The organism is uncultured Fretibacterium sp., assembly GCF_963544685.1.
Taxonomy (GTDB): Bacteria; Synergistota; Synergistia; order Synergistales; family Aminobacteriaceae; genus CAJPSE01.
Genome location: NZ_CAUUGJ010000079.1, coordinates 1 through 11,355, shown reverse-complemented (window position 1 = coordinate 11,355; position 11,355 = coordinate 1). Strand labels below are relative to the sequence as shown.

Here is an 11,355-nt window from a genome sequence, read left to right as displayed (position 1 = left end):
GATGCTTTCGCCGGCCAGTTGTTCGAGTCGCTGAGACATATGAGACCTCCATAGCGTAATCATAGTTGTCGTGGATGATGAAAGACCCTTGGAGCACGGATTGAAACAAAAATGCATATTTTACCGGAGATAAAGATGCATGGGGGCTTCGCCCCCATTCCCCTACGCCGCTATCCTGAGACTGATCGGCCCGCAAACGAAACGAGCGGCTGTCGGAAGGCTCCACCCCGGGTATAGCGGCAGCCCCGGCACGCTCCTTCCTCAAAAAAGCGGGCAAGCCGGAGTCCACATAAGCAGACCGCCAACGAGCGGAAGCGATAAGCAGACGACCAACGAGCAACGCGATAAGTAGACGACCAACGAGCAACGCGAGTTGTGTCGATCACTTAGTTTCTTCATCAGTTGTGCCCAAAAAGCGGGGCATGCCATGTCGATCACTTAGTCGCCCCACCAGTTGAGCGGGTCGCTCAGGAGTTGCATCGGGGGCTTCCTGTTAAATCAGCTTAAATCAACGTTTCCCTTATAACGGGCGCCAAACGGGAATGAGACGTCATTCGAGAGCCCCGGGTCGAATGAGGCGGCCGATCGGTCAACGACAAATATTATACGACAGAGACGCTTGCCGGGGATGGGGGAGGGGAACAAGAAAGCCCCCGCTGCGGGAACCCAGCGACCCCGTGGCACCCGAAGATCACCGCTTACTGCTGCTCCCTTCCGGGCCTGACAGGGTTCACGGGCCTTCGCCGCACAGGACTGAGCCCCCGCATCGGGGGATTGGACTTCATTATACTATACATGTGGGCAAGCGTTTTCGGCTTTCATGTACCTTATGGCGGCAAAGATATCGATGTTTTCAAGGAAAGATGGATTTATATCGCAATCGTACAGCGTCTTTTGCGAGTTTGAGATTTTTCTCCCATTCCCATCGATTTTTGCTCCCAGATTTGAAAGTGATTGCTATAATAGGGAAAGGCAAAATAAATCCTGGAGGGGCTAGGATCCCTTACTGTGGGAGGAGGCGGCATATTGCTTTCAGGGAAAAAGGGTCAGGGAGTCTCCGCAGGATTGGCCCTGCACGAAGACTCCTTACGGTACCTCGAACTGGAACGCAATGGAGCAGGGCTGCGCGTAGTGAGGCAGGAGTTTATCCCTATACCTGCAGGCGGTGTCGTTAAGGAATCACTGCAGAAGGTCGGGATGATCGAGAGGGGCTTTGAAGACCTCAAAAGCAGGCTCGGAAAGTTTTCATGTCCCGTGGTTTTGGGGGTCCCTTCAAGGGACGTGACGCTGCGTCTGGTCGAATATCCCAGAATGCCCCTGGACGATATTCGTGACGCTTTATCCCTTGAATTCGATAAGTATTTCCCCTACTCATGGGCCGAGTCGGCCGCCGATATCGCCGAGGTGGAAGTCCCGGCCCGGGATGTCTCGGCCAAGTCGACGGTTCTTGTGGCCACGTGCAAACTGGACTACATGAGGGATTTTTTGAGGTCGGCCGAGCGCGTCGGGGTCCCGGTTATGGCTGTCGAACCCATGAACGTCGCGTTTTTCCGGGCCTCCATCGGACCGAGCACTCGTAACGACACGTATTTTGTCGTCGGTGTCGAGCCGGAGGTGACGCACATCGTCCTGGGGTATCGGGATAACGGCATCCTCTATCGGTCCACGCTGATCGACTTGACCTATCCCGAGCGCCGAAACTCCGAGGCGGATTTGATGCCGATCCTCCAAGATGTTCAGAACACGATAATCTTCGCCGGCAACCAGTACCGCGGGATCGAGATCCGTAATCTGATTTTGGGCGGTAGCATCGGGGACAACCCGAAACTGAAGTCCTTCCTGGAGGCCGGGGTGTCCGTGAATGTCTCCGTCTCCGATGTTTGGTCGACGTGGGGAGCTCCATCGCCCCTCGGCAGCGTCCCGGGGTACGATTCGGCCTTTGGGCTCGCCCTGAGGAACCTGCTATGAGGGTCCAATTCGATCTCCGTCCCGCGGAGTATCTGGAGCGGGAGCGCAAACGCCATTCCTTCAGCTTCGTCAGGCTCTTGACCGTTTTGCTGTTGTTGGCCTTCTTCGCAAGCAGCGGTTTTTATATCGTCATGGCCTTCATTGAAACTCAGGATCTGCAGTCGCGAATCGAGGTCCTGGAGGGGGAGATCGCCGACCTCGAGAGCAGCAAGACGGCTTTGCTTGCCGAGATCGCACGCTTGAAGGAGCGGGAGGAGCAGTTCAAGAAGACCCTCGAGATCATGCAGAGCGAGCCCCCGACCCTGGAGGTTCTGAACGCCTTGGAGACCCATATGGAGCGGGGCATGGGGGTGAACTCCGTGCGTTTCGTCCCAAACGCGAGGGAGGATAAAACGGTCTTCTATGTCGTGACGGTCGATGCCTCGGCGGCGGCGGAAGAGCAGATCATCGCCTTGACGGATGGGCTGAGCAGCAGCGGGCTCTTCAGCGCGGTCAGTATGCCCTCCACGAAGAAGGACGAGAAGACGGGACGGGTGTCCTTTACCCTTACCTTGATCGCTCGCCCCTTTGGTCAGGGCTCCACTGAGGGGGAACGGCCATGAAGGACAACAAAGTTACGATTTTGGGATTGCTGTTTTTCCTGTTGTGCGCGGCCCTTGGCGGTGCTGTCTACTATTTGGGGGAGCGTTTGAACGAGCTTCATGCTCAGGCCGATGATTTGCAGCAGCAGCGTGTCGACTTGGAGAGCGCCACCCAGGCGCTGGTAGCTCAGAAATCCGTCTTTACCAATGCGTTCAAAGAGCTCGAGAACTACAGCGTCAACGTGGCCCCGAACGAGATGGCCTTCTACTCCGATGTTCAGCAGGTATTGCAGAATAACTCGGTGGAGATATTGTCCACCCGTCAGCAGGGTGTGAATGCAGAGGGCGTCAGTGCCATCGCGATGACGGTTCGAGGGGAGTATTACGCGTTGATGCAGGTCTTCGCGGCATGGCGCAATCTTCCGACGACGGTGAGGGTATCCAACCTCACCCTGGGGGCCGACAAACCGGTAGGGGCTTCTGCGGAGGCCCTTCGGGGCTGGATTCAGGCTGACGTGACGGTGGAGGCCATCGTCGCTCCCAAACCATAGGAGGGTGAGGCTATGGCGAACCAGATGAGTTGGCGGGAAGCTTGTGGTGCCGCATGGGGCAGGCTCACGGGGGTTGACAACGAAGGATCGGCCGCGGGTGTTCGCCTGTTGTTTTTTCTTTTGTTCCTGTTGGGCACACTTGGAGCGGGGTATCGTTATTACGAGATGCAGCTGCTGGGGCAGGAGAAGACTTTTGTCCCCTCCGTGACGCCCCAGAGCGTGGATGCCGATAAAAAACGCCTGGATGCCATGATGGAACAGGTCCGTGCCGCATCGGCGCTGCGCTCGAACAGCGTTGTATGGGCGCAGTCCATGAGGGATCTCGGAAAACATATCTTTGATGACCCGACAAAGTGGGTGGAGATCCCCGGCGGAGAGGTGGCGCAGGTCGAGATTGCCGTCGAGCCTCCGCCCGACATTGTGGTCCGAGCGATCATGATCCTGGGCAAGGAACGCAAGGCCATCATGGATATAGCAGGGCTGGGGGCGGGAATGGTCGTACGCGAGGGCGATACCTTTATGGGAAAGAAGGGGCGGATCGTTCGGATCTTAGCCGATAAGGTTGTTGTTCATTGGGCGGACAGGAACTGGGATATCGCCCCAGGTTTTTGACGAGGAGTGAGAGATCGATGAGACGATGGAATTCCAGAATCATTTGGGGAGCGTTTTTGTCTTTCTTGATCGCAGCCTTTTGTTGTCCGGCCTTTGCTGCCGGGAAGCAGAAGGGCAAGGATGAGCTTGCGAACCTGCCGGTTCTGGCGGATGTCGAGATGTATCCGATCGGAGATGCGGAGGTTGTCGTCGGGTTCAAGGGGAAGGGGCTGCCGGAGCCCGAAACGGTCTTCGACGTGAACCGGGTGCGGATAACTTTTAAGGAGGTACGTCTGGACGCCTCCGATATGACCGATTATTCCGCGATGGTTCCAATGCTCTCCAACGTCAGTACCGCTCAGGTCTCCCGGGATGTCGTCATCGAGATGACCGCGGAGAGCCCCCTGCAGCTCCGGTCGACGCGCGGCGTTGCACCGGCGGATTCCTACACTCTGCGCTTCATCACTTCGGCAAAGGTGGAGAAGATGGTCCAGGAGCCGGCCGCGACGAGGGTTGTCGTAAAAAAGCCCGTCCCAACGGGGCCTTTTGCCAGCACGACCCCGATCACCCTGGACCTTCGGGATACGGAGCTCCGGGACGTCTTCCGCATGCTGGGAGCACACCTGAAGAAGAACATCATCATCGACCCCTCCCTTCCTCCGGCCCTGGTGACCATGACGCTCAAGAACGTCCCCTTGAGCGAGGCGTTTGCTTACCTGATGAAGACCTACGACGTCTCCTATCACATGGTGGGGAAGGACACGATCGCCGTCGGGACGGTCGACGGCCTTGCCAAGATATCCGGCAACGAGGAGACGCGCACCTTCAACGTCGCCTACGCCGACCCCGTGGCCCTGCAGGAGCTTCTGGTGAACCTGACGAAGATGCCGGCCGATCGTATGGTCGTCGATCCGCGCCTGCGGGCGCTCTACGTGACGTCCAACCCGCTCAAGCTCTCCGAGGTCGCTGCCTTGCTGCAGAAGCTTGATCGTCCCGGCAAGCAGGTCATGCTTCAGGCCCGAATATTGGAGTTCTCGAACGGAGCGACTCTGGATGTGGAGACGGCGTTGAACGCGGTCTACAACCATTGGTGGTTCAGCTACTCCGGCCAAGGAGGCGGTCGGGGCGGCTTCATTGACGACAACCGTCTGGGACGCAATTTCACGGAGCCGTCGGATCCGTCCTTTTCCCCGGGGAGAACGGGGCTGCTCACTCCGATGCACGGCATCTGGCGGGAGTTCGACATGGCTTTTCGTGCTGTAGAGACGAAGGGACAGGGCAAAACGTTGGCTAACCCCTCCGTGATCACATTGGACGGCGAGGAGGCCGAGGTCAGGTTGACGGAGGACTACCCTTACATCTCCGAACGTGATGACTCCGGAAACCCGACTTGGTCAACGCAGACCGTCGGGCCTCAGCTCAAGATAACCCCCAAGATCGGTCGTGACGGATTCCTCACTATCAAGCTTACAATTGAAACGGGTGAGGTGCTGGAGATGATCACGGGGAGCACGGGCGAGCAGATGCCCAGGACCTCCACTCGTTCGGTGGCAACCCAAGTACGGGTTCGGGACGGTGAGCCCTTCGTCGTGGGAGGGCTCTTCCGGGATAACAAGACGAACCGCCGGGTTCGGATCCCGGTGCTTGGGCAGCTCCCGATCCTTGGCGAACTCTTCACCTATCGTTACAACGAACGCAACAAGACTCAGGTCGTCATGCTCGTGGTGCCCCATATTCTGGAGATCCCGGATGTGGCGGTGGAGCAGGAGGCCGTTTTGACGAAGCGCTGAGGCCTCGCAACTCCTTTTATCTCCTGTTTGGTTTTTCTGGATAGAAACGTAAGCGAGAGGATGAGGGGGAGGTGCCGGAAGGTGACTCTTCCTCGTCCTTTTTATCTGCGTCTCGCCTCGGCCAATCTGTCGATCTTGTCCATGAGGTATAATGAAAAAGATTTTTAACCCTTTCGCGGCAAAAATGGAGGAATATTGATGGCTCAGGTAGTGGACACCACCGATTTTTACGTAGGCTTGAAGTTCCGTTGGCAGGACGGCATCTGGGAGATCGTGGACTACGATCATCATAAGATGGGGCGCGGCGGGGCCGTCGTCCGCACCAAGCTGCGCAACGTGGAGTCGGGGGCCACGGTGGAGAATTCTTTCAAGCCGGGGGAGAAGTTCGAGCGGATCATCTACGAGGACAAGCCCGCCCAGTACAGTTACAAGGACGGCAAGGACTATGTCTTCATGGACCTGGCCACGTACGATCAGCTGACCCTTTCTCCGGAGGTGTTGGGGGAGGCCACCAAATACCTGGTGGAGGACATGGAGATCCAGCTCGAGGTCTTCGAGGGCAGGATCATGGGGATCGAACTGCCCAAAAGCGTCGTGCTCAAGGTCGTGGACACTCCGCCCAGCTTCAAGGGAGATACGGTCTCGGGCGGAGGCAAGCCGGCAACGCTGGAGACCGGGCTCGTCGTCACGGTTCCCGTGTTTGTGGAGCCCGGCGAGGACGTCGTCGTCGATACCCGTTCGGGGCTTTACCTTGAAAGGGCCAAGAAATAGAGCCTCCGCGGCGGCATGTCCCTCGAAAAGGGATTCAGAGGCTTTTGTCCGACCGATGTTTGGGGTTTGAAAAGGGGGCGGAGGATTTGAACGCCAGGGAGCGGATTGCCTATCTGAGGGGTCTTTTGGATTGTATGGAACCGGAGGAGCGGAATACAAAGGTGTATACCGCCGTGGCCGAGGCGCTGGATGCTCTGTCCCTGGAGATCGAGGAACATTCGCGGCAGCTCGAAGGCGTTCGGAAGGCGGGCGAGGAACTTGCGGACGAGATCTACGAGCTGCACGACGCTGTGTACGAACTGGAGCGGTCCGTCGGCCTGGAATCCGACCAGGATTATGACGCTGCGGATGAGGAGGAATCTTCGGAGAGCTATATCTCCGTCACCTGTCCGTCCTGCGCCTACTCCTTCTATTATCGTTATGAGGAGGGCAAGGAGGAGGACAAGCTCATCTGTCCGGGGTGCGGCGAGGAGATCGACCGCACGGCTTGACCGAAAGGGGAGGGTTTCGAGTGGAGCAGACTCAGGAAAACGTCAAGGATGTGATCGCTTCCCCGGGAGCGCGCTTTGAGGGCAGCGTCCATATCTCCGAGGAAGTAATCGTCGAGCTGACGCGAAAGACGATCCAGGGCATCCCCAACATACAGACCACGAATACGGGCATCGCGTCCAAGTTCGGCCTTGGCCGCAAGGCCGGCGAGGGGGTCCGGGTCGCCGTCGAGGAGGGGAAGGTCCCATCCATATCCGTCGAGGCCTACGTTCTGGTCAAATACGGGCAGCGTATTCCCGACCTGGCCTGGGACGTCCAGGAGAAGATCAAGGCCAACCTGGAGCGTTATACGGGCTACACCGTCAGTTCCGTCAATATCAATGTCCAGGGAATTTATGCGGACGAGCCCATCCTTCCCGAGGAAACGGAGAACCCGTCGGTTTCGGCCTCCTCCGATGAGGAGTCCGGGGAGGAAACGCCTCAGGAGGAGGGGCATCAGGAAGCGTAAGGGGAGATTCCGAGGCGGGCCGCGCAGGGCGGAGTGCGCCGTAACTTCTGTCCTTTCTTGATTTTTGCGCCGGGGCGTTTTTTCGTGACCAGAGGTATTTTTCGTTTTCCGGGAGTGATGTCATCGTGTACTTTTTGTGGAAGCGAACGCCGCATGGCAGTATTCGGGTATCGTATGACGGGATGGCGGACTTTATCCGCCATTTCCTGACGCGAAAATCCCAGTTCTGCAGCTTTGCCCTGAAGGATGGGGAAACGGCACTGATGACCTTGGTGCTCTTCTCGAAGGATGGAGTCCTCGAAAGCAAGGTCGAAAGTCGTTTGAATGCCGTCATGAAGCCTTTGGGCATAGCTTCCTCCATCATCTGGTCGAGTCAGGGGAGCCCGAAGGAGGAATGGCACGAAATTCGTTCCGCCCTGTATCGGAGCCCCTGGGTATGGATGTCCCTGGCCTCCGCGGCGGCGCTGGTCTTTCTCGCAGGTTGGCGCGGTCTTTTCTGGACCGCTTTCTGGGGGACATCCGCCTGGTTTCTGACGAAGGGGACGTCCTTCCTCCTTTCGAGACAGAGGGCCTTTGCCGTGCCCTCTGCTGATCGGAGGTAATGTTTGTCCCATACTAAGACGTCACAGGCTCGGCGCCGCGCCCGAGAACTCGCGGTTCAGCTTCTGTATTCTCTGGGCAACCGGTCCGACCAGGGCGTCGACACGGCCCTGGATTTGTTTTGCGGCGAGGGGGGCGTTGCGGAGTCCGATCTTCCCGAGGTCAAGGAGTATCTGCGATTCCTGGCCCGAGGGGCCTGGAATCGCCGCAGCGAATCGGATGCCGTCCTCCTGCGCGTGGTCACGGGATGGCGGCCGGAGCGTATTGTCTCCGTGGACCGCGCCGTACTCCGCCTTGCCGTGTTCGAGGGGTTCTTGGAGCGCTCCGTGCCCTTCGCCGTTGCGATATCGGAGGCCGTGGACATCGCCCAGGCCTTCGGTACCGAGGACTCGGGGCGTTTCGTCAACGGCGTTCTGGCGCGCGTGGTCCAGCATCTGATCCCGGAGTCAGAGAGAAATAAAAGGAGCGCGGGGAAAAAGTGCGGGGAAGGACAGGATCATGGCCCCTCGAAGGCAGGAATGCTCCCAGCTGACCGTTGACGAACTGACCCTCTACGTTCAGGGACTTTTCCTCTCGGACCTCATGCTCAAGTCCCTGATCGTGGCGGGGGAGATCGCCGAGTTCAAACGACACACAAGCGGCCATTGCTACTTCACGCTTCTGGGGAGGGAGAGCAGGGTCGCTTGCGCTATCTTCAAACAGTACGCGGGCTTTCTTCCCCGCTGGCCCGAAAACGGCGACAGCGTGCTGGTGGAGGGGAGCGTAGGCGTCTACCCCCAGAGGGGCGTTTACCAGCTCTATGCGAAGCGCATCATCCCCGTTGGGGCTGGGGCCATCGACAGGGCCCGTCAGGAGCTGAAGGCACGGTTGACCCAGGAGGGGCTCTTCCGCCCCGAGCTGAAGCGCCCCGTTCCCGCCTACCCCGAGCGTGCGGCCATCGTGACCTCCGCGACCGGAGCGGCCCTGAGGGATGTCCTGCGCATCGCCTCACGGCGCTATCCGCTCTGCGAGGTGTTGATTGTCCCGGCTCAGGTCCAGGGCGCGGAGGCGCCGGAGGAGATCGCCCGCGCCCTCTCGCGTGCCGCACTTTTGGAACGGCTGGATTGCATCCTGCTGGTGCGCGGTGGAGGGAGCCGGGAGGACCTGGTTCCCTTCGACGACGAACGCGTGGTCCGCGCCGTGCGTTCCTGCCCGGTCCCAGTCGTGAGCGGCGTGGGGCACGAGATCGACGAGACGTTGTGCGACCTGGCCGCCGACCTGAGCGCCTCGACGCCCTCCGCTGCGGCGGAGCTGGTCTTTCCCGACCGAGGACAGATCCTGAATCGTCTGGCTCTGATCCGTTCCCATATGATTGGGGCCGTCCGCCGGCGGCTCGCGGAGGGGGAAAAGCGCTGCGGCGATTTTCTCGAGGTCCTGCATTCCCATGTCTCCCGTCGTCTGGGAGCGGCGGAGGTGGAGCTCTCGTCCCGTTCCCTGCGCCTCGTCTCCGGGATGCGGCTCTGTGTGTCGGAGGCGAGGAACGCCCTGTCCGTCCGTTCGGCCTCTCTGGACGCCCTCTCACCGCTGGGGGCCCTGGCGCGGGGGTTCGTCACCTGCGAGCGTGACGGCAGAAGGCTTGTTTCGGTGCGGGAGGTCTCCCGGGGGGACAGGCTGGCGGTCCGGTTCGCCGACGGCAGGGTGGAGTGTGCGGCGGACGATGTGAAGGAGGAACGTCCTTGAGGATGATCAAGTCGGTCGAATGGATTGAGAAGGATGGGGCGCTGAGGCTTCTGGACCAGCGAGCCCTTCCGGGCAGGGAGGCTTATCTCCTCTGCCGCACCGTCGAGGATGTCGCCCTTGCCGTCGAGAACATGACGGTGCGCGGGGCCCCGGCCATAGGGATCGCCGCCGCTTACGGCGTCGTCCTGGCGGCCGCTGGTGGACGCGGCGCGGTCCTCGAGGGGATCGAGCGCCTTGCGCGGACGCGTCCCACGGCGGTCAATCTTTTCGAGGCATTGAACCGGATGCGCGCGATCCTCGATGCGGAGCCCTCTTTGGAGGGGAAGGGGCTTGCGGGCCTGTTGCTGGACGAGGCCCTTCGCATCCATGAGGCCGACGTCGAGGCGAATCGGAGGATGGGCGCCTGTGGGGCGGATCTGCTTCCGAAAACGGCCGTGGTCCTGACCCACTGCAACGCCGGGGCCATTGCGACCGGTGGCCACGGGACGGCTCTCGGTATCCTGCGTTCGGCCCGGGATGCCGGAAAGACCGTTCGCGTCTATGCGGACGAGACGCGCCCGCTCCTGCAGGGGGCGCGTCTGACTGTTTGGGAGCTGGCCCGGGACGGGTTCGACGTCACCCTGATCGCGGACGGGATGGCCGGGGCCCTGATGCGCGCGAAGCGGATCGATGCCGTCATCGTGGGGGCGGACCGCATCGCGGCCAACGGGGACACGGCCAACAAAATTGGAACCTATGCCCTGGCGCTGCTCGCTGCGGCGCACGGGGTCCCTTTTTACGTGGCTGCGCCCTGGAGCACGTTTGACCTTACCTTGGCCGACGGATCGGGCATTCCGATCGAGGAGCGGTCGGAGGAGGAGATGCGCGGTCTGCCCAACGGGCAGCGCGTGCCCGATGCCGTGAAGATCTGGAACCCGGCCTTCGACGTGACCCCGGCCCGCTATATTGCGGCCATCGTGACCGAGCGGGGGGTCTTCCGCCCGCCCTACAGTTTTTCTTGAGGAGCTTTTTTGATTCGGGGTTCCCAGGGGACAAGTCCCCTGGGTGGGGAGATGGGGGCGAAGCCCCCATGGAGTTTTTGTCTGGATTTTCGACTTTGGAGGGATCGTTTTGGAGAAGTATCACGTTGCGGACATGAAGTTGGCGGAGCACGGCTGGAACAAGATCGTGTGGGCTTGGCAGTACATGCCGTCGCTCCAGTTCCTGTACAACAAGTACAAGGAGGCTCAGCCCTTCAAGGGGGCGACGATCGCCGCCTGTCTTCATCTGGAGGCGAAGACGGCCAATCTGCTGCTGACCCTCTCCCATCTGGGGGCGACGGTCGCCGCCTGCGGCAGCAATCCGCTGTCCACTCAGGACGACATCTGTGCGGCCCTCGCGGACAAGGGCGTGCACGTCTACAGCCACCGGGGCATGACCACGGAGGAGTACTTCGGTTACGTGCGCACCGTCCTGGGGTATAAGCCGAACGTCATCGTGGACGACGGGGCCGACCTCGTGGCCACGATCCACCAGGAGATGCCGGAGCTGATCCCGGGCATCCTGGGAGGATCGGAGGAGACGACCTCCGGCGTCAAGCGCCTGAGGGCCATGGCGAACGAGGGCGTTCTGAAGTTCCCCATGATCGCGGTCAACGACGCGCTCAGCAAGTACCTGTTCGACAACCGTTACGGGACGGGACAGTCGGTGTGGGACGGCTTCGTTCGAACCACGAACATGGTGGTGGCGGGCAAGACGGTCGTCGTGGTCGGCTACGGTTGGTGCGGGCGGGGCGTTGCCATGCGGGC

At 60.2% G+C, this 11,355-nt stretch carries 13 protein-coding genes and 1 other RNA gene; 13 read left to right on the top strand and 1 reads right to left on the bottom strand.

The window, feature by feature from the left end; translation table 11 throughout:
• Positions 1-660 precede the first annotated feature (660 nt).
• Positions 661-760, bottom strand: an RNA gene (gene ffs / locus ABLA28_RS08160) — signal recognition particle sRNA small type.
• Positions 761-1,008: 248 nt separating this feature from the next.
• On the opposite strand from ffs, the gene pilM reads away from it, so the two are divergent.
• The 13 genes from pilM to ABLA28_RS08095 form a co-directional block, all read left to right on the top strand.
• Entirely contained in the window at positions 1,009-1,968 is a 960-nt protein-coding gene (gene pilM / locus ABLA28_RS08155; RefSeq protein ID WP_314716453.1) for a pilus assembly protein PilM, read from the top strand.
• Positions 1,965-2,570, top strand: coding sequence for a hypothetical protein (locus tag ABLA28_RS08150; protein WP_347713232.1), 606 nt, complete (start codon positions 1,965-1,967; stop codon positions 2,568-2,570). Before pilM ends, ABLA28_RS08150 begins: the two co-directional genes overlap by 4 nt.
• A complete protein-coding gene (locus tag ABLA28_RS08145) occupies positions 2,567-3,100 on the top strand; it encodes a hypothetical protein (RefSeq protein WP_314716451.1) in 534 nt (177 codons plus the stop codon). The genes ABLA28_RS08150 and ABLA28_RS08145 overlap by 4 nt, the downstream gene beginning before the upstream one ends.
• A 12-nt stretch (positions 3,101-3,112) precedes the next feature.
• The gene (locus tag ABLA28_RS08140; protein ID WP_314716450.1) at positions 3,113-3,712 is read left to right on the top strand and encodes a hypothetical protein; all 600 of its coding nucleotides are present in this window, start codon (positions 3,113-3,115) and stop codon (positions 3,710-3,712) included.
• A gap of 17 nt (positions 3,713-3,729) precedes the next feature.
• Complete coding sequence (locus tag ABLA28_RS08135) at positions 3,730-5,481, top strand: secretin N-terminal domain-containing protein (RefSeq protein WP_347713231.1); 1,752 nt, start codon at positions 3,730-3,732, stop codon at positions 5,479-5,481.
• Between the two features lie 198 nt (positions 5,482-5,679).
• Positions 5,680-6,252, top strand: coding sequence for an elongation factor P (gene efp / locus ABLA28_RS08130; protein WP_299300903.1), 573 nt, complete (start codon positions 5,680-5,682; stop codon positions 6,250-6,252).
• A gap of 86 nt (positions 6,253-6,338) precedes the next feature.
• Positions 6,339-6,743 (top strand): CD1247 N-terminal domain-containing protein, encoded by a 405-nt coding sequence (locus ABLA28_RS08125; RefSeq protein WP_314716448.1) that lies wholly within the window; start codon positions 6,339-6,341, stop codon positions 6,741-6,743.
• A 20-nt stretch (positions 6,744-6,763) separates the two neighbouring features.
• Positions 6,764-7,249: an Asp23/Gls24 family envelope stress response protein gene (locus ABLA28_RS08120; protein WP_299300896.1), complete on the top strand. Its 486-nt coding sequence runs from the start codon at positions 6,764-6,766 to the stop codon at positions 7,247-7,249.
• Positions 7,250-7,374: 125 nt separating this feature from the next.
• Positions 7,375-7,851, top strand: a complete 477-nt coding sequence (locus ABLA28_RS08115; RefSeq protein WP_347713230.1) for a hypothetical protein — start codon at positions 7,375-7,377, stop codon at positions 7,849-7,851.
• Between the two features lie 3 nt (positions 7,852-7,854).
• Positions 7,855-8,388: a transcription antitermination factor NusB gene (gene nusB, locus ABLA28_RS08110; protein WP_347713229.1), complete on the top strand. Its 534-nt coding sequence runs from the start codon at positions 7,855-7,857 to the stop codon at positions 8,386-8,388.
• Positions 8,348-9,568, top strand: coding sequence for an exodeoxyribonuclease VII large subunit (xseA, locus tag ABLA28_RS08105; RefSeq protein WP_347713228.1), 1,221 nt, complete (start codon positions 8,348-8,350; stop codon positions 9,566-9,568). Before nusB ends, xseA begins: the two co-directional genes overlap by 41 nt.
• A gap of 2 nt (positions 9,569-9,570) precedes the next feature.
• A complete protein-coding gene (gene mtnA / locus ABLA28_RS08100; protein ID WP_347713233.1) occupies positions 9,571-10,569 on the top strand; it encodes an S-methyl-5-thioribose-1-phosphate isomerase in 999 nt (332 codons plus the stop codon).
• Between the two features lie 109 nt (positions 10,570-10,678).
• On the top strand, positions 10,679-11,355 hold a 677-nt coding region (locus ABLA28_RS08095; protein WP_347713227.1), incomplete at its 3' end, for an adenosylhomocysteinase.

What these genes read in the sequence shown, in the direction of transcription:
- xseA (WP_347713228.1), top strand. Translation starts at nt 8,348, where the DNA reads ATGGCCCCTCGAAGGCAGGAATGCTCCCAGCTGACCGTTGACGAACTG.
- ABLA28_RS08150 (WP_347713232.1), top strand. Translation starts at nt 1,965, where the DNA reads ATGAGGGTCCAATTCGATCTCCGTCCCGCGGAGTATCTGGAGCGGGAG.
- mtnA (WP_347713233.1), top strand. Translation starts at nt 9,571, where the DNA reads ATGATCAAGTCGGTCGAATGGATTGAGAAGGATGGGGCGCTGAGGCTT.
- ABLA28_RS08145 (WP_314716451.1), top strand. Translation starts at nt 2,567, where the DNA reads ATGAAGGACAACAAAGTTACGATTTTGGGATTGCTGTTTTTCCTGTTG.
- ABLA28_RS08135 (WP_347713231.1), top strand. Translation starts at nt 3,730, where the DNA reads ATGAGACGATGGAATTCCAGAATCATTTGGGGAGCGTTTTTGTCTTTC.
- ABLA28_RS08140 (WP_314716450.1), top strand. Translation starts at nt 3,113, where the DNA reads ATGGCGAACCAGATGAGTTGGCGGGAAGCTTGTGGTGCCGCATGGGGC.
- efp (WP_299300903.1), top strand. Translation starts at nt 5,680, where the DNA reads ATGGCTCAGGTAGTGGACACCACCGATTTTTACGTAGGCTTGAAGTTC.